At 64.6% G+C, this 17,556-nt stretch carries 19 protein-coding genes; 15 read left to right on the top strand and 4 right to left on the bottom strand.

Going from position 1 to position 17,556, the window contains the following annotated elements; all coding sequences use genetic code 11:
* Positions 1-5 precede the first annotated feature (5 nt).
* From otsB to AC1RRE_RS02495, 6 genes are read left to right on the top strand one after another with little or no spacing between them, the layout of a single operon-like run.
* Complete coding sequence (otsB, locus tag AC1RRE_RS02470) at positions 6-806, top strand: trehalose-phosphatase (RefSeq protein ID WP_492979472.1); 801 nt, start codon at positions 6-8, stop codon at positions 804-806.
* Positions 803-2,662 carry a glycoside hydrolase family 15 protein gene (locus AC1RRE_RS02475; protein ID WP_492979473.1) on the top strand — a complete coding sequence of 620 codons (1,860 nt, stop codon included), beginning with the start codon at positions 803-805 and terminating at the stop codon, positions 2,660-2,662. The genes otsB and AC1RRE_RS02475 overlap by 4 nt, the downstream gene beginning before the upstream one ends.
* Entirely contained in the window at positions 2,659-4,032 is a 1,374-nt protein-coding gene (otsA, locus tag AC1RRE_RS02480) for an alpha,alpha-trehalose-phosphate synthase (UDP-forming) (RefSeq protein WP_492979474.1), read from the top strand. Before AC1RRE_RS02475 ends, otsA begins: the two co-directional genes overlap by 4 nt.
* 54 nt (positions 4,033-4,086) lie before the next feature.
* Complete coding sequence (locus AC1RRE_RS02485) at positions 4,087-5,034, top strand: bifunctional helix-turn-helix transcriptional regulator/GNAT family N-acetyltransferase (protein WP_492979475.1); 948 nt, start codon at positions 4,087-4,089, stop codon at positions 5,032-5,034.
* Entirely contained in the window at positions 5,031-5,909 is an 879-nt protein-coding gene (locus AC1RRE_RS02490; protein WP_492979476.1) for a DMT family transporter, read from the top strand. The genes AC1RRE_RS02485 and AC1RRE_RS02490 overlap by 4 nt, the downstream gene beginning before the upstream one ends.
* Positions 5,910-5,955: 46 nt before the next feature.
* Positions 5,956-7,368, top strand: coding sequence for a multicopper oxidase family protein (locus tag AC1RRE_RS02495; RefSeq protein ID WP_492979477.1), 1,413 nt, complete (start codon positions 5,956-5,958; stop codon positions 7,366-7,368).
* Between the two features lie 17 nt (positions 7,369-7,385).
* Here AC1RRE_RS02495 and AC1RRE_RS02500 read toward each other — a convergent pair whose 3' ends face one another.
* Positions 7,386-7,703: a DUF1476 domain-containing protein gene (locus AC1RRE_RS02500; RefSeq protein ID WP_492979478.1), complete on the bottom strand. Its 318-nt coding sequence runs from the start codon at positions 7,701-7,703 to the stop codon at positions 7,386-7,388.
* Between the two features lie 223 nt (positions 7,704-7,926).
* On the opposite strand from AC1RRE_RS02500, the gene purC reads away from it, so the two are divergent.
* The 7 genes from purC to AC1RRE_RS02535 all read left to right on the top strand — a co-directional run bounded on the left by purC (position 7,927) and on the right by AC1RRE_RS02535 (position 12,980).
* Positions 7,927-8,691: a phosphoribosylaminoimidazolesuccinocarboxamide synthase gene (gene purC / locus AC1RRE_RS02505; RefSeq protein ID WP_492979479.1), complete on the top strand. Its 765-nt coding sequence runs from the start codon at positions 7,927-7,929 to the stop codon at positions 8,689-8,691.
* A gap of 85 nt (positions 8,692-8,776) precedes the next feature.
* Positions 8,777-9,031 (top strand): phosphoribosylformylglycinamidine synthase subunit PurS, encoded by a 255-nt coding sequence (gene purS / locus AC1RRE_RS02510; RefSeq protein ID WP_492979480.1) that lies wholly within the window; start codon positions 8,777-8,779, stop codon positions 9,029-9,031.
* Between the two features lie 4 nt (positions 9,032-9,035).
* On the top strand, positions 9,036-9,731 hold the full coding sequence (purQ, locus tag AC1RRE_RS02515) for a phosphoribosylformylglycinamidine synthase subunit PurQ (RefSeq protein ID WP_492979481.1): 696 nt from the start codon (positions 9,036-9,038) through the stop codon (positions 9,729-9,731).
* 41 nt (positions 9,732-9,772) lie between these two features.
* Positions 9,773-11,929 carry a phosphoribosylformylglycinamidine synthase subunit PurL gene (gene purL / locus AC1RRE_RS02520; protein ID WP_492981325.1) on the top strand — a complete coding sequence of 719 codons (2,157 nt, stop codon included), beginning with the start codon at positions 9,773-9,775 and terminating at the stop codon, positions 11,927-11,929.
* 26 nt (positions 11,930-11,955) lie between these two features.
* Positions 11,956-12,186 carry a BolA family protein gene (locus AC1RRE_RS02525; RefSeq protein ID WP_492979482.1) on the top strand — a complete coding sequence of 77 codons (231 nt, stop codon included), beginning with the start codon at positions 11,956-11,958 and terminating at the stop codon, positions 12,184-12,186.
* Positions 12,187-12,209: 23 nt separating this feature from the next.
* Entirely contained in the window at positions 12,210-12,551 is a 342-nt protein-coding gene (gene grxD / locus AC1RRE_RS02530; RefSeq protein ID WP_492979483.1) for a Grx4 family monothiol glutaredoxin, read from the top strand.
* 9 nt (positions 12,552-12,560) lie between these two features.
* A complete protein-coding gene (locus AC1RRE_RS02535) occupies positions 12,561-12,980 on the top strand; it encodes a VOC family protein (RefSeq protein ID WP_492979484.1) in 420 nt (139 codons plus the stop codon).
* Here AC1RRE_RS02535 and AC1RRE_RS02540 read toward each other — a convergent pair.
* From AC1RRE_RS02540 to AC1RRE_RS02550, 3 genes are all read right to left on the bottom strand, one after another.
* A complete protein-coding gene (locus AC1RRE_RS02540) occupies positions 12,977-14,785 on the bottom strand; it encodes a HAMP domain-containing methyl-accepting chemotaxis protein (protein WP_492979485.1) in 1,809 nt (602 codons plus the stop codon). The two genes, AC1RRE_RS02535 and AC1RRE_RS02540, sit on opposite strands and share 4 nt — an antisense overlap.
* Before the next feature lie 109 nt (positions 14,786-14,894).
* Positions 14,895-15,221 carry a cupredoxin domain-containing protein gene (locus AC1RRE_RS02545; RefSeq protein WP_492979486.1) on the bottom strand — a complete coding sequence of 109 codons (327 nt, stop codon included), beginning with the start codon at positions 15,219-15,221 and terminating at the stop codon, positions 14,895-14,897.
* A gap of 13 nt (positions 15,222-15,234) precedes the next feature.
* Positions 15,235-16,290, bottom strand: coding sequence for a cytochrome-c peroxidase (locus AC1RRE_RS02550; RefSeq protein WP_492979487.1), 1,056 nt, complete (start codon positions 16,288-16,290; stop codon positions 15,235-15,237).
* Between the two features lie 219 nt (positions 16,291-16,509).
* Between AC1RRE_RS02550 and AC1RRE_RS02555 the strand changes: the two genes are divergently transcribed.
* Together AC1RRE_RS02555 and AC1RRE_RS02560 are read left to right on the top strand one after the other, a co-directional pair.
* Positions 16,510-16,920, top strand: a complete 411-nt coding sequence (locus AC1RRE_RS02555; RefSeq protein WP_492979488.1) for a ketosteroid isomerase-related protein — start codon at positions 16,510-16,512, stop codon at positions 16,918-16,920.
* A gap of 13 nt (positions 16,921-16,933) precedes the next feature.
* Positions 16,934-17,551 carry a GNAT family N-acetyltransferase gene (locus AC1RRE_RS02560; protein ID WP_492979489.1) on the top strand — a complete coding sequence of 206 codons (618 nt, stop codon included), beginning with the start codon at positions 16,934-16,936 and terminating at the stop codon, positions 17,549-17,551.
* Positions 17,552-17,556 lie beyond the last annotated feature (5 nt).

Here is a 17,556-nt window from a genome sequence, read left to right on the forward strand (position 1 = left end):
GAGCGATGACCGACCAGACCATACCTGCAGAGGCGCAGGAGGCTGTGCCTTTGCCTGCGCCGCCTCCGCCGCAATCGAACTGGGCGCTGTTCCTCGATATCGACGGGACCCTGCTGGATATCGCCGACTCGCCCGAGAATGTCGCCGTGTCCGATGCGCTGCGCGACGATCTGCAGATGGCGGCGCAGTTGCTCAACGGCGCGCTGGCGCTGATCTCGGGCCGCACCATCGACAATATCGATCGGCTGTTCGAACCGCTGCGCCTTGCCGCCAGCGGCCAGCATGGCAGCGAATGGCGGCCGACGCCGAGCGCGACCGCCCAGTCGGTGGTCGACCTGCCGCTGCCCGAAGGCCTGCATGAAGCCGCTGCCCGCGTGGGCGCGCTGCATCCCGGCATCGTGGTCGAGCGCAAGAGCCACGCGCTGGCGGTGCATTACCGCCATGCCCCCGAGATCGGCCCCGCCATCGGATCGCAGCTGGCGCGCGCCATGGCCGGTCTCGATGGCCTGATGCTGATGCCGGGCAAATTTGTCTGGGAGATCAAGGACGCGACGCAGTCGAAGGGCTCGGCGGTCGAGCGCTTCCTGCAGCAGCCGGCCTTCGCTAATCGCCTGCCGGTGTTCCTCGGCGACGACCGCACCGATGAAGACGGCTTCCGCGCCGTCGAACGTCATGGCGGCATGGCCTTCGCCGTCGGCCCGCTGGCGCTGCGCCGGTCCGACCGCCCCGGCTTCATCGCGCCGGCCGCCGTGCGCGGCTGGCTGTCGGACTATGTGAAATCGCAGGCGACGAGGCAGTCGGCATGACCGCCGGCAGCAACTCAGTGGGCAGCACCACGGTCAGCACCGCCAAGCGTTACGATCCGAAACGGCGTGGCCTCGATCTCGGCGTGATCGGCAATTCGGTGATCGCCGCGCTGATCGATCCGATCGGGCGCATCGTGTGGCATTGCGCGCCGCGGCTGGACAGCGATCCGGTCTTCTGCGACCTGCTGCAGCCGAAACTGGATGGCGAAGGCATTTTCAGCGTCACCCTGCGCAATCTGGCCGCCAGCGATCAACGATATATCGAGAATACAGCCGTGCTGGTCACCACGCTGACCGATGCGAATGGCGCGTCGATCCGCATCACCGACTTCTGCCCGCGCTTCAAGCAGTATGACCGCACCTACCGGCCGGCCATGCTGTTCCGCCGCATCGAGCCGGTCAGCGGCACGCCAGTGATCCGCATCCGCTGCCGGCCTCTGTTCGATTACGGCGTCACCCAGCCCAGCCGCACGCTGGGGTCCAACCATATCCGCTTCACCGCGCCCGGCGCGGCGCTGCGTCTCACCACCGATGCGCCGATCGCCTTCATCGATGCGGAAAGCGAATTCGTGCTGACCAATCCGGTGACCCTGCTGCTGGGCGCCGATGAAAGCTTCACGGCCTCGCTTACCCATATGGCGCGCGAGTTCCAGGAGCGCACGGTGGAATACTGGGTCGAATGGGTGCGCTATCTCTCGGTGCCCTTCGAGTGGCAGGAGGCGGTGATCCGCGCCGCCATCACGCTGAAGCTCTGCGCCTATGAAGAGACCGGCGCGATCCTGGCCGCGCTCACCACCTCGATCCCCGAAGCCGCCGACACACCGCGCAACTGGGATTACCGCTATTGCTGGCTGCGCGATTCTTACTTTGTCGTGCAGGCGCTGAACCGTCTGGGCGCCACCAAGACGATGGAAGACTTCCTGCGCTACATCACGACGACCGTGGCGCTCAATCCCGGCGCCGAGCTGCAGCCGGTCTATGCGCTCAATCCCGCCGCCTCGCTGGAAGAACGCGTGATGCCCGGCTTCCATGGCTATCGCGGCATGGGGCCGGTGCGGCTGGGCAATGCCGCCTTCTCGCAGCGCCAGAACGACACCTACGGCTCCATCGTGCTGGCGGTGGCGCAGATGTTCTTTGATCGCCGGCTGCCGCGCCAGGGCGACGTGGCACTGTTCGAACAGCTGGAAGGCCTGGGCGAACAGGCGGCCGCACTGGCGCTCACCCCCGATGCGGGATTGTGGGAATTCCGCGGCCGTGCGCGGGTGCATACCCATTCCGCCGCCATGTGCTGGGCGGCCTGCCGGCGCCTGGCGCGGATCGCCGGCACGCTGGGGCTGGAAAAGAAGGTCGCCTACTGGCGCGACCATGCCGACCGCATCCGCAAGGCGATCATGGAGCAGGCCTGGAATCCGGAACTCAACAGCTTCGTCGAGAGTTTCAATGGGCAGGATTTGGATGCCTCGCTCCTGCTGCTGCAGGAAATCGGCTTCGTTGCTGCCGATGATCCGCGCTTCCTCGGCACGGTCGAGGCGGTCGGCAAGCATCTCAAGCGCGGCAGCCACCTGATGCGCTACGTCGCCGCCGATGATTTCGGCCTGCCGCACAACGCCTTTTCGATCTGTACCTTCTGGTATGTCGATGCGCTGGCGGCGATCGGTCGCCGCGATGAGGCGCGCGAGATTTTCGAAGGCCTGCTGGCCTCCCGCAACCATCTCGGTCTTCTGTCGGAAGACCTGGACACGAAGACAGGTGAACTATGGGGCAATTTCCCACAGACCTACTCGATGGTTGGATTGATCGTCTGCGCAATGCGACTTTCCAAAAGCTGGGAGGAGGCGTTTTGGCGCGGCTCGTGATTGTTTCCAATCGCGTGGCGATGCCGCGCGAACGGTTGAGCCGGGCCGGCGGTCTGGCGGTCGCCCTGAAAGAATCCCTCAACCAGCATGGCGGTCTGTGGTTCGGCTGGAGCGGCGAGGTGGTCGACCAGCCGCCGGAAACGCCGCATCGCGCCAGCCAGGGCCGCGTCAACTACGCCACGCTCGATCTCTCGCCGGACGAGCACAAAGGCTTCTATCTCGAATTCGCCAACGCGACGCTGTGGCCGCTGTGCCATTACCGCCTCGGCCTGATCGATTTCCATCGTTCGTCCTGGGAAGCCTATCTCGCGGTGAATGCGCGCTTCGCCGAGCAGCTGGTGCCACTGCTCAAACCCGATGACGTGATCTGGATTCACGACTACCACTTCATCCCGCTGGCCGCCGAACTGCGCCGCCGCGGCGTCACCAACCGCATCGGCTTCTTCCTGCATATTCCTTTCCCTGCACCCGAAGTGCTGGCAGCGCTGCCCGGCCATGAACGGCTGGTGCGCGATCTCTGCGCCTATGATCTGGTCGGTTTCCAGACCCGGACCGACATGCGGGCGCTGACCGAATACATCCTGCACGAGGCTGGCGGCACGGTGGGCGATGATGGCCGCGTCGCCGCCTTCGGGCGTGAGTTGCGCGTCGGCGCTTTTCCCATCGGCATCGACACGGCGGATTTCGAATCCCTCGCGGCCAAGGAAGCCGACAGCGAGGAGACCCGGCGCCTGACCGACAGCCTGGTCGGCCGCAGCCTGGTGGTCGGCGTCGACCGCCTGGATTATTCCAAGGGCATCCCACAGCGCTTCGAGGCCTTCCATCACCTGCTGGCCAATCGCACCGAGCATCGCGGCAAGGTCACCTTCATGCAGATCGCGCCGATCTCGCGCGGCGAGGTGGCGCAATACCGCAAGCTGCGCAACGAACTGGATGGCCTCACCGGCCGCATCAACGGCAAGTTCGCCGAATTCGACTGGGTGCCGGTGCGCTACCTGAACCGCTCGTTCTCGCGCAATTCGCTGGCCGGCTTCTATCGCCATGCCAAGGTCGGGCTGATCACGCCCCTGCGCGACGGCATGAATCTGGTGGCCAAGGAATATGTCGCATCCCAGGATCCCGTCGATCCCGGCGTGCTGGTGCTGTCGCGCTTTGCCGGCGCGGCGCGCGAGCTGAAGGGCGCGCTGGTAGTGAACCCCTATGACACCGAACATATCGCCGATGCCCTGCACCGGGCGCTTACCATGCCGCTGGACGAACGGCGCCAGCGCTGGGAATCGATGATCGGCGTGCTGCGCGCCAACACCATCACCCATTGGCGCGAGAACTACCTCGGCGCCCTGATGGCGGAGCGGCAACTCGATAGTTGACTAAGTCAACTATCGGCGCGAGACTGGGCCGGCCCGGATGGGGAGCCGGGGCCCATGCCGAAACCCGCCACCGCGAAGAAAACCGGCATTGCCGCGCAAGTGGATGCCATGCGCCGCTTCAACCGTTTCTACACCCACAAGATCGGGGTGCTGGAGGACGGCAAGCTCTACGCGCCGTTTTCGCTGGCCGAAACCCGCGTGCTGTACGAGCTCGCCCATCGCGACCGCGTCACCGCCAGTGACCTGGTGCGCGACCTGGGCCTCGATGCCGGCTATCTCAGCCGCATGCTGCGCGGCTTCGAGAAAAAGGGTCTGGTCTCGCGCAAGCCCGCGCCGGACGATGCGCGCCAGAGTTTGCTGCTGCTGACCAAATCCGGCCACAAGACCTTCGCGCCGCAGGAGGATGCCTCGCGCCGGATCCTGCAGCCGTTGCTGGAAACGCTGGATCAGTCGCAGCGCGGTAGTCTGGTCGCGGCGATGGATCATATCGAGCGGCTGTTGGGCGGCGGCCCGGCGCAGCAGCCCGAGATCACCCTGCGTTGCCACCGGCCCGGCGACATGGGCTGGGTCATCGCCGCCCATGGCCGGCTCTATGCGGAAGAATATGGCTGGGACATCAGCTTCGAGGCCCTGGTGGCCGAGATCGCCGCGCAATTCATCAAGGATTTCGATCCGAAGATGGAGGTCTGCTTCATCGCCGAGATGAACGGCGAACCGGTCGGCGCGGCTTTCGTGGTGCGCAAATCCGCCACGGTGGCCAAGCTGCGGCTGGTGATCATCGATCCCAAGGCGCGCGGCCGCGGCCTCGGCCATCGCCTGATTGCCGAGTGCATCGCCTTCGCGCGGGCGAAGGGCTATCGCAAGATGACGCTGTGGACCAACAGCATCTTGCTCGCGGCGCGTGCCGTGTATGTGAAGGCCGGCTTCAAGCTGGTGGCGAGCGACAAGCACCACAGCTTCGGCAAGGACCTGATCGGCGAGACCTGGGACCTCAAGCTGTGAAACCCTGGTATCCGCTTGTCGTCGCCGCCGGCGTCGGTGTGCAGGTCGGGCTGGCGCTGGTCGCCACGCGCTATGTCGTGGGCGAAAGCGGGCCGGCGACGCTGGCCATGTTCCGGTATGCCATCGGCGCGCTCTGCCTGCTGCCGGTGCTGCATCTGCAGAAGATTCCAATGCGCTTTGCGCCGCGCGACATCCTGCCGATTGCCGGTTTCGGCATCGTACAGTTCGGCATCCTGATCGCGTTGCTGAATTACGGCCTGTCCTGGATCACCGCGGCGCGTGCCGGGCTTTTGTTTGCCAGCTTCCCGCTGCTTACCATGATCGTGGCGGCCATGCTCGGGCGCGAACGCCTCACCGTGATGAAGACCGTCGGCGTGCTGCTCACCATGCTGGGCGTCGGCATCACGCTGGGCGAGAAGGTGTTCGATGCCTCCAGCGCCGAACACTGGATCGGCGAGGCCGCCGTGCTGTTGGCCGCGCTTTGCGGCGCGGTCTGCAGTGTCTTGTACCGTCCGTACCTGCAGAAATATCCCACCCTCAGCATCGGCGCCTTCGCCATGCTGGCCAGCGTCGGGTTCCTCGCCATCCTCGCCACCTATGAGGGCGTCTTCAGCCAGTGGACCGGCTACAGCCCGGGCGGCTGGGCGGCGGTGATCTTCATCGGCCTGAGCAGCGGCATCGGCTATTACGGCTGGCTCTGGGCCCTGCGCCATGCGCCGCCGACCCAGGTGACGATCTTCCTAGGGCTCAGCCCGATCACGGCGGCGCTGATCGGCGCGCTGTTCCTGTCCGAACCGCTCACCCTGCCGCTGCTCGCCGGCCTTGCCGTGCTGCTGCTCGGCCTCTGGCTGGCGCTCCGTCCACAGAAAGCCTGACATGTGGTAAGGTGCGCGGGCGGATGTCCCGCGCTAGCATCGTCCCATGATCACGCGCCGCACGTTCCTCTCTGCCGCCGCTTCCGCCACCGCGCTGACAGTCATCGCGCTGCCGCCGCGCGCTGTCTCCGCTGCCACAAAAGAGTTTCGTCTCACGCCAGCATTGGCGAAAGCGCCGGTGCTGCCGGGCAAGCCGGAGACCGCAGTCTGGGCCTATAACGACAGCCTGCCCGGACCGGTGCTGCGGGTGGCGCAGAATGATCGCCTGCGCGTGCGGCTGGAGAATAAACTGCCGCAGGAGACCACCGTGCACTGGCACGGCATCCGTCTGCCCAATGCGATGGACGGCGTGCCGGGCTTGACGCAGAAGCCGGTGAAGCCGGGCGGCACCTTCAACTACGACTTCGTCTGCCAGGACGCGGGCACCTTCTGGTATCACCCGCATGCCGGCAATCCGGAACAGGTCGGTCGCGGTCTCTATGGCCTCTTGATTGTCGATGAACCCAACCCGCCGGCCGTGGATCGCGATGTCGCCTGGGTCCTGAGCGATCTGCGTCTCGCGCCGGATGCGCAGATCACCAATGACTTCCGTCATGAGTTCGACCTCACCCATGCGGGGCGACTGGGCAATGTCGCGCTGATGAACGGCCGTCTCGCGCAGCCCTTCAGCGTGACGGCCGGCGAACGCATCCGTCTCCGTCTGGTCAACACCGCCAATGCGCGCATCTTCGATCTGCGCTTTGCCGACCATGCACCCTGGCTGATCGCGCTCGACGGTCATCCCGTCGCGCCGCGCCAGCTCGGTCCGCAGGAGCGCGTGGCGCTCGGCCCCGGCATGCGCGCCGACCTGATCCTCGATCTCACTGGCAATACCAGCACGCGCTATACGGTGTTCGACCGTGACCTGCAGGGCCGTGAACACCGGCTCACCGATCTGGCCTATGGCGAAACGCCGGCACAGAAGAAAGACCGCGCGGCCATCGCGGCGCTCACGCCCAATCCGGTGCGCGAGCCCGATCTGAAACCGGCGCAGCGCCTGCCGCTGCTGCTCGGCGGCGGCATGGGCGTGCCGTCCAGCATGCAGGTCGATGGCGGCAGGGCGATGGACATGCGCGATGCCTTCCAGAAACACCGGATCGCCTGGAGCCTGAACGGCCAGGCCATGGCGGATCATTCAGACCATCTCGGCCATAACCCGCTTTTCAGCCTAAGCTACGGGAAAAGCTATATTTTCGATGTCCACAACGACACATCATGGCCGCATCCGCTGCATCTGCACGGCCATGTCTTCCGGGTGCTGACCCAGCCCGACCAGGCCTGGCGCGACACGGTGCTGCTGCAGGCTGGCGAAAAGGCGCAGCTCGCCCTGGTGGCCGACAACAAGGGCCACTGGATGCTCCACTGCCACATCCTGGAGCATCAGGTCGCCGGGATGATGGCGACCGTCACTGTAAAATAAACAGGAAAATCAGAAGCTTAGGCGGAAACCTGCTTCTGCGCCTCGACCAGCAGTTCGGCCAGCTTGATCATCAGGCGATGGTCCGACATCTCGATGCCCTTGGCCTTGAGGTCGGCCTGCACCTTGCGGATCACGTCGGCATCGCCGGCTTCCTCGAAATCGGCTTCCACCACGGTCCGGGCATACGCATCGGCATCGGCGCCGCTCAGGCCCAGCTGACCCGCGACCCACTGGCCCAGCAGCTTGTTGCGCCGGGCGACCGCCTTGAAAGCCAGCTCCTCGTCATGGGCGTGCTTCTTCTCGAAGGCATCTTTGCGGTCGTCAAAAGTGGTCATGGAATCCTCGTGCACGGACGGTAAGCGACACCGTTATATTGTGGAGCCGGGGCGGTGGCTGCAAGGGCTGGCGGCAACTGGGGATTCAAATTCGGAAAACCGCACTTTCCCGGTCATTCCCGCTGTCATTTTCCCGTCGGAAAACCCTGCCCGGCGGATTGCGGCGCGCAGCCCCTTGCGGTATCTAGGGGCCGAGCTTTCCCTATAGCCGGACAGGTGTGCCATGACGCGCCGCAGACAGGTTTACGAGGGCAAGGCGAAGGTCCTCTTCGAGGGTCCCGAGCCGGGCACTCTGGTACAGTATTTCAAAGACGACGCGACCGCGTTCAATAACAAGAAGAAGGGCACCATTACCGGCAAGGGTGTCCTGAACAACCGTATTTCCGAGTATCTGATGACGCGTCTGGGCGAGGTCGGCATCCCGACCCATTTCGTCCGCCGCCTCAACATGCGCGAGCAGCTGATCAAGGAAGTCGAGATCATCCCCCTCGAGGTCGTCGTGCGCAATGTCGCCGCCGGCTCGCTGGCCACCCGTCTGGGCGTCGCCGAGGGCACCATGCTGCCGCGCTCCATCGTCGAGTTCTATTACAAGAACGACGAGCTGAACGATCCGCTGGTGTCGGAAGAGCACATCACCTGCTTCGGCTGGGCCACGCCCCAGGAAGTGGACGAGCTGATGCATCTGGCGCTGCGCATCAACGATTTCCTGTCGGGCCTGTTCCTCGGCATCGGCATCCGCCTGGTCGACTTCAAGCTGGAATTCGGCCGCTGGTGGCAGAATGACGAGATGCGCATCATCCTGGCCGACGAGATCAGCCCGGACTCCGCGCGTCTGTGGGACCTGAAGACCAACGAGAAGATGGACAAGGATCGCTTCCGTCGCGATCTCGGCAATGTGGCCGAAGCCTATCAAGAAGTCGCGCGGCGCCTGGGGATTCTCCCCGAAGGCGGCCCCCGCGACATCAAGGGTCCCGATACGATGCAGTGAGGCGCAACAACCAAGCGCCGTGAAATAAAGCGGCGGCCAGAGCAAGGGCCGCCGCAGCTTTTTGAGAATAAGGAAAGATGAGCCGATGAAAGCCCGTGTCCATGTCAGCCTGAAGAACGGCGTCCTTGATCCCCAGGGCAAGGCGATCGGACAGGCGCTGCATTCGCTCGGGTTTGCCGATGTCGGCGAAGTGCGGCAGGGCAAGCTGATCGAACTCGAACTGACCGGCACGCTGGCATCGAAGCCCAAGGCCGAGATCGAGGCCGCGGTCAAAGAGATGGCGCAGAAGCTGCTGGCCAACACCGTGATCGAGAATTTCGCCGTCGAACTGGTGGGTTGAACCCATGAAAGCCGCGCTGATCACCTTCCCCGGATCGAACCGTGAGCGCGACATGCGCATGGCGCTCACCAAGGTCAACAACGGCAAGCCGCCGATCGATGTCTGGCACGGCGATTCCGAACTGCCGAAAGACATCGACCTGATTGTGCTGCCGGGCGGCTTCTCCTACGGCGATTACCTGCGCTGCGGCGCCATGGCGGCGAATTCGCCGATCATGCGCGAGGTGAAGAAGCGCGCCGATGCCGGCACCCGCGTGCTGGCCGTGTGCAACGGCTTCCAGATCGCCTGCGAGGCGGGCCTGCTGCCGGGCGCGCTGATGACCAATGCCGGGCTGCAGTTCATCTGCCGCCAGGTCGACCTGCGCGTCGAGACCACCGCCAGCGAGTTCACCAGGAAGTATCGCCAGGGCCAGACCATCCGCGTCGCCGTCGCCCATCACGATGGCAACTACACGCTGGATGCCGACAGCGTGAAAAAGCTGGAAGACGCGGATCGCATTGCTTTCCGCTATGCCGATCCGCTCGGCAACGTGGCGCCGAACACCAACCTGAACGGTTCGGTCGACAACATCGCCGGCATCTACAATGCCAAGAAGAATGTGCTCGGCCTGATGCCGCACCCGGAAAACGCTACCGACCCGATCTGCGGCGGCACCGACGGTCTGGGCCTGTTTGAATCGATTGCGGAGTCGCTGAAGTGAGCGAAGCGTCCAAAAAAGCCGTGCAGTATCCCGCCGATCTGATGGGCCTGAGCAAGGCCGAATACGATCTGGTGCTGGAGATCATGGGCCGCGTGCCCAATCAGGTCGAACTCGGCATCTTCTCGGTCATGTGGTCGGAGCACTGCTCCTACAAGTCATCGAAGAAGTGGCTCAAGACCTTGCCCACGAAAGCTCCCTGGGTGATCTGCGGTCCGGGCGAGAATGCCGGCGTCATCGATATCGGCGATGGTGATGCCGTCATCTTCAAGATGGAAAGCCACAACCATCCGTCCTTCATCGAGCCCTATCAGGGCGCGGCGACGGGCGTCGGCGGCATCCTGCGCGACGTCTTCACCATGGGTGCGCGTCCGGTCGCCAATCTGAACGCGCTGCGCTTCGGCTCGCCCGATCACGCCAAGACCCGCCATCTGGTCTCGGGCGTGGTGCATGGCATCGGCGGCTACGGCAACTGCGTCGGTGTGCCGACGGTGGCCGGCGAAGTGAATTTCCACCCCAGCTACAACGGCAACATCCTGGTCAACGCGATGACCGTGGGTCTGGCCAAGGCCGACAAGATTTTCTATTCGGCCGCTGCCGGTCTGGGCAATCCGGTCGTCTATGTCGGCTCCAAGACCGGCCGCGACGGCATCCATGGCGCCACCATGGCGTCTGCCGAATTCACGGATGACAGTGAAGAAAAGCGCCCCACCGTTCAGGTCGGCGATCCCTTCACCGAAAAACTGCTGATCGAGGCCTGCCTCGAGCTGATGAACACCGACACCATCGTCGCCATCCAGGATATGGGCGCGGCGGGCCTGACGTCGTCATCCTTCGAGATGGCGTCCAAGGGCGGCATGGGCATCGTGATCGATCTCGACAAGGTGCCGGCGCGCGAAACCGGCATGACGCCGTTCGAATTCATGCTCTCCGAAAGCCAGGAGCGCATGCTGATCATCCTCAAGCCGGGCTCCGAGCCGCAGGCCGAGGCGATCTTCAAGAAGTGGGAACTCGATTTCGCTGTCATCGGTCATCTCACCGATACCGGCCGCATGGTGCTGCGCTTTAATGGCGAGCAGGTCGGCGATCTTCCCATTGATCCTCTGGCGGCTGCGTCGCCAGAGTATGACCGGCCGTGGGTGAAGACTCCGCCGCAAAAGCCGCTCGGCCGCGTCAACCATCCGCTGCCGTTCACGGACGCACTCGGCCGTCTGGTCGGCATGCCCGACATGGCGTCGCGCCGCTGGATCTGGGAACAGTACGATCACCTGGTGCGCGGCGACACCGTGCAGATTCCGGGCGGCGATGCCGCTGTCGTGCGCGTCGAGGGCCATGCCACCAAGGCGCTGGCCATGACCACCGACTGCACGCCGCGTTACGTGTTCGCCGATCCGGTCGAGGGCGGCAAGCAGGCGGTGGCCGAAACCTGGCGCAACATCACGGCCGTCGGCGCGCGTCCGCTGGCGATCACCGACAACATGAACTTCGGCAACCCTGAGCGCCCCGAGATCATGGGGCAGTTCGTCGGCGCCGTCGAAGGCATCCGCGAAGCCTGTCTGGCGCTGGATTACCCGGTCGTCTCGGGCAACGTGTCGCTCTACAACGAGACCAACGGCAAGGGCATCCTGCCGACACCCGCCATCGGCGGCGTCGGCGTGCTTGATGACGTGGCCAAGATGGCGACGCTGGCCTTCAAGCTGCCGGGCGAAGCCATCCTGCTCATCGGCAAGACCAACGGCCATCTCGGCCAGTCGGTCTACCTGCGCGACATCTGCGGCCAGGAAGACGGCCCGCCGCCGCCGGTCGACCTCAAGGTCGAGAAGACCAACGGCGACGCCGTGCGGATGCTGATCGGCAAGGGCATGGTTTCGGCCGTGCATGACTGCTCCGACGGCGGCCTGGCCATCGCGCTGGCCGAAATGGCCATGGCGTCGGGCATCGGCGCCGAGGTCAAGCTGCCCAGCGGCGACGCCTTCGAGATCGGGTTCGGCGAGGACCAGGGCCGCTATGTGGTCACCTGCCCGGCCGGCAAGGCCGAGGCCGTGCTGGCCGCCGCCGAGGCCGCCGGCGCGCCGGTGGTCCAGCTTGGCCTGACCGGCGGGGATGCGTTGACGTTTGCCGGCCAGGGCACCATATCGGTCGCGGCGCTGAAGTCGGCCCATGAGGGCTGGCTGCCGGGCTATATGGCCGGTAAGAAGTAGAAAACCGGCCAAAAGGAACGACGATTATGGCGATGGACGCCGTCGAGATCGAAAAGATGATCAAGGACGCCCTGCCCGATGCGCAGGTCGAAATCCAGGACCTGCGCGGCGACGGCGATCATTATGCCGCCACCGTGGTCTCGGCCGCCTTTGCCGGCAAGACCCGGGTGCAGCAGCACCAGATGGTCTACGCGGCGCTGAAGGGCCGCATGGGCGGCGTGCTGCATGCGCTGGCGCTCACCACACAGACCCCGTAATTCACGACCAGAGGACGATCGCCATGAGCGAGAAAGAACAGACATTCGAGCGTATCCGCGAGGAAGTGGGCAGCAACGATGTCGTGCTGTTCATGAAGGGCACCCCGGTGTTCCCGCAATGCGGTTTCTCGGCAACCGTCGTGCAGGTGCTGTCGCGCCTGGGCCTGAAGTTCAAGGGCGTCGACATCCTGGCCGATCCCGCCATCCGCACCCACCTGAAGGACTATTCGGAGTGGCCGACCTTCCCCCAGCTTTACGTGAAGGGTGAGTTCGTCGGCGGCTGCGACATCGTGCGCGAGATGTACCAGAGCGGCGAGCTGCAGCAGTACCTGACGGAAAAGGGTATCGCCGTCCAGGCGGCGTAAGCCTGCGCGATGGCGGGCGTTCCGTTTGCCATCCGCCAGATCGATCATGTGGTGCTGCGGGCGCAAAACCCGCAGCAGCTGATCGCCTTCTACCGCGACGTGCTGGGCTGCGCCGTCGCTCACGAGCAGCCGAAAATCGGACTCACCCATCTCAGGGCCGGGTCCGCCCTCATCGATATCATGGACATGAACGGCAGGCTGGCCTCGGCCGGCGATGAAGCGCCGCTGCGCGCCCGCCGCAATGTCGATCACATCTGCCTGCGCGTGGAACCCTTCGATGGCGATGCGATCCGCGCGCATCTCGCTGCCCATGGCATCGCCGTCGATCCGCCGGGCAGCCGGTTCGGGTCGGAAGGCGAAGGACCCTCGGTCTATCTCGCCGATCCCGAAGGCAATGTGGTGGAGCTGAAAGGCGGCGGTCCGGCTTAGGTCAGCCGGAAGAAGCCCACCGCGCGGGTCAGCTGGCCGGCTTTCTCGTCCAGCAATTGCGCGGCTTCGCGGCTCTTCTGCGACATCTCGGCATTGCGGTCCACCGCCGCCTGCATGTCGCTCATCGCCTTGGTCACCTCGGCCACGCCGCCAGCCTGTTCGCTGCTGGCCATGGCTACCTCTTCCATCAGTCCGGCCACCTGCTTCACCGACTGCGCGATCTTGCCCAGCGTCTCGCCGGTCTGCGTCACCAGCCGTGCGCCGGTGCCGATCTCCTGGCCGCTGGCGGTGATCAGTGTCTTGATCTCTTTCGATGCATTGGCCGAGCGCTGCGCCAGCGCGCGCACTTCCTGCGCCACCACGGCAAAGCCCTTGCCGGCCTCGCCGGCGCGCGCCGCCTCGACGCTGGCATTGAGCGCCAGCAGATTGGTCTGGAAGGCGATCTCGTCCATCACGCCGACGATCTCGGAAATCTTGGTCGCCGATGTCTCGATGTTGGTCATGGCGCTGACGGCCGAGACCACGATGTCATGGCTGGCGGTGGCATCCTCGCGCGAGGATGCGACGATGGTGTTGGCCTGCTGGGCATTCTGGGCGCTGCGTGATGTCGTGTCGCGCATCTGCTCCATGGCGGAGACGGTCTGCTCCAGGCTGGTGGCCTGCCGGGCGTTGCGCTGGACCATGTCCTCGGTCTCGCTGCCGATCTCGGCCGAGACGCGGGTGATGGCGCTGCCGGCTGCCGCGATGTCGCTGACGATCTGGCGCAGCTTGCCGTTCATGACATTGCAATGCTCGACGATGGTGGCGAAATCGCCGCGGAAATCGCCTTCGACCGTTCCGCCGATATGGCCGGTCGACAGCGCATCCAGCATCTCGCGCACCTTGCCGATCACCGAAGCGATGGTGTCGGCCATGTGGTTCATCGACTGCGACAGTTCAGCGCGGAAGCCGGTCGAGCCGTCCAGGGCGATGCGGTAGCCGAGATTGCCGTCGATGATCTTTTCCACCAGCACGGCGACGTCTTTCTTGATCGCGGCTTCCTGCTCGCGCACCGCCTGGCTGCGTGCTTCCGCCTCGCGCACCGTCTGCTCGGCCTCGCGTTCGCGCGCCTCAGCCTCCAGGCGCCGGCGTTCGGTGGCATTGGCCTTGAAGATCTGCAGCGCCTTGGCCATGGCGCCGATCTCGTCGCGGCCGGCCTTTGGCACGATGGCGTCCAGGTCGCCCTCGCTCAGGGCTTTCATGGCGTGCGTCATGCGGCGCAAGGGCCGCACGATGATGAAAGCCATGAAGGCGGTGATCACCAGCGCGATGGCAAGGCCGGCCGCGCTGGCGATGATGATCGACTGGCGTGCGCGCTGCATCTGCTCGTCCAGTGCCGAATAGAACATGAAGCTGTCGGCGATGAACTGCTCGACCAGCTGGCGCGCCAGCGGCTTCACGGTGTCGATCTGGGCCACGGCCTCGGTGGCGCTGACCGTGCCGATGCGCTTGCTGGCCTCGGCCATCTTCTGCGCGAAAACCCGGCCGTCATCGCTGAGCGACCGCTCCAGCGCGATATCGAGATCGTCACCGATGGAGCGCAGCACCTTGGCGCGGCTGTCCTTGCCATCGCGCAGGTCGCTTTGGAGATTGTCCAGTTCCTGCTGCGCATCACGGGCGGCATTCAGGCCCAGCAGCGCCTTGTTGTAGATGTCGGAAACGGCGGTCTGGGACTGCTGCTGCATCTGCAGGGCATATCCGCCGACCACCAGACCGGTCATGGCGACCAGCAGGAAGCCGATCAGGAATTTCACGAATATCGGCATGACGTCATCCGGCGATCAGGGTGGCGACAGGCCCCACGCGCGTCGCCAGCAGAAAGAACCGGCCGCGCGTTCTGCGCGGCCGTATGGTCCCGTCGGTCGGGACCGGTCGTTACTGGGCCGTGACCGACATCTTCATCTTCGGATGGATCAGGCAGCGGATGTCATAGGCGCCGGCGGCATCGAAGGAGACAACGGTGCTGTCGCCCGGCTTCTGCGTGGCATGGCTCTTCTTGCCGGTCGGGCCGCTAACCGAGACGTTATGGGCTACGGTATCGTCATTGACGAACTTGATGCTGTCGCCGGCCTTGATGGTCACGTCTTCCTTGGAGAAGGCGGAATCCTTCTGGCCGATGGCGATTTCCGAAGCCCAGGCGGTAAAGCCCAGGGTGATGCCGGCGGCGATGGCCAAGGCGAACTGAACGCTGTTCTTGGTCAAGGGTCTGTCCTCTTCAGTTGATAGGGAGGGGCAATACGGGAATGGCCACGGGCGCATCGCTGCTGGTCAGGCTGCGCATGAAGGCGACCAGATCATCGGTCTCGCGATCGGTCAGGTTCAGCCGCTTCATCAGCGGCGACAGGCTGTCGCGCTGCTTGAAGCCGGTGTCGTAATGCGTGACGACCTCGCGCAGCGTCGCCGCCGAACCGTCATGCATGTAAGGCGCGCGCAGCTCGATGTTGCGCAGGGTCGGCGTCTTGAAGGCATGCTGCATGATCGGCGCATCGGGCACGAACTTGCCGCGGCCGATATCGTCGCTCTTCAGGCCGATGTCGTGGAAGCCGTCATCGGTGAAGCGCCAGGTCTTGTGACAGGCATTGCAGGCGGCCTTGTCGTTGAACAGCGCGAAGCCGCGCTTGGCCTCGTCGCTGATGGCCTTTTCGTCGCCCTCGATCCAGCGGTCGAACGGCGCCTTGCCGCTGACGATGGTGCGTTCATAGGTGGCGATGGCGTCGCCGATGGCCTTGGGCGTGATCGTCTCGCTGCCGAACACATCCTTGAAGCGCCGGCGGTATTCCGGCAGCGCCTGGATTTTCTCCAGCAGCACCGGCATCGGCATGTTCATCTCGACATCGGCCTGGATCGGCCCCAGCGCCTGTTCTTCCAGGCTGTCGGCGCGGCCGTCCCAGAACAGCAGCTCGGCCCAGGCGAGGTTCAGCACGGTCGGCGTGTTGCGCTTCAGCACCGAGGCATTGGCGCCGATGCCGGTCTTGCGCGGGTCTTCCCAGCCGAATGACGGGTTATGGCAGCTGCCGCAGGAGATATTGTCGCCGGCCGACAGCCGCGGATCGAAGAACAGCAGGTAGCCCAGATCGGCCTTGGCCTGCGAAAACGGGTTGCTCTTCGGGAACGGAATCTCGGCGGGCCGCGCATAGGCGGCCTTCAGCTTGTCCAGTGTTTCAGCGCCGCTGGCATGCTGTAACAGGCCCATGACCGCACTGGCGGCGACCAGCGCGCCGAATCCCACCCACTTCCCGATCCTGCTGACCGGAATCTCACCCTGCTTCATCGCCTCAAGTCCCCCCGGACTACGTCAGTCACCCGTGCCATTCCCCCGAACGACACAAGGAATGAGACACGTTCGCATACAGGTTGCGCTATAACCCTGAGGGGCTGACAAATCTGACCAATTCATGTGCAATGCACGGCATCGGCCTGTGGAAACGAAGCCGCAGCTTTTGAAACAGCCTTGATTGTATTTGTAAAAAACCTCGGATAGACCCTCCGCATGACCAATCCCGCCGCCGAACAGTTGATCCAGCGCTATTACGAGGCTTTCAACAGCCGCGATATCGATGGCTTCCTCAGCCTGCTCAGCGACGATGTCGTGCATGACATCAACCAGGGCAGCCGCGAGAGCGGCAAGGCCGCCTTCCACACCTTCCTCGTGCGCATGAACCGCTGTTACGAGGAAAAGGTCGTCGACCTCTTTGTCATGACCAACCAGGACGGCAGCCGGGCGGCGGCCGAATTCACCGTGCTGGGCGTCTATCTGGAAACCGACGACGGCCTGCCGCAGGCCGAGGGCCAGCGCTACAGCCTGCCTGCCGGCGCCTTCTTCGAGATCAGCGCCGGCCGCATCTCGCGCATTTCCAACACCTACAACATGAACGACTGGATCAAGCAGGTCGGCGCATGACGGATCGCACGGCATGACAGAGGCGTCGTCGCCGGTCTGCTATGCGGATTTGAGCGTCCACCGCTTCACCGGCGACGAGCTGCCCGCCCGCCTCGACGATCTCGCCCGCCTGCGCATCGAGGTCTTCCGCGCCTGGCCTTATCTCTATCAGGGCGACATGGCCTACGAGCGCACCTATCTGCAGCGCTATGCCAGGGCCAGAACCGGCACCATCATCGCCGCCATCCATGGCGACAACATCGTTGGCGCTTCCACCGCGCTGGCGCTGGATGAAGAGTTCGATTACGTGCGCGCGCCGTTTGTGGCCGCCGGCATGAATACGGCGGAAATTTTCTATTTCGGCGAATCCGTGCTGCTGCCCGCTTATCGCGGCCATGGCATCGGCGTTGAATTTTTTCACCAGCGCGAGGCCGCCGCCCGCGCCCATGGCTACAGTGTCTGCTGCTTCTGCGCCGTGCAGCGGCCCGACGACCATCCGATGAAGCCGGCGGATCATGTGCCGCTCGATGATTTCTGGCGCAGGCGCGGCTACGAGAAGCAGCCGGCACTGGTCACCAGTTTCGAATGGCTGGATATCGGCGACGCGCGGCAGACCGTCAAGCCGATGGTCTACTGGCTCAAGCGGCTGTAGAACGG

It is taken from the genome of Ferrovibrio sp. GW821-FHT12D07 (assembly GCF_058807275.1).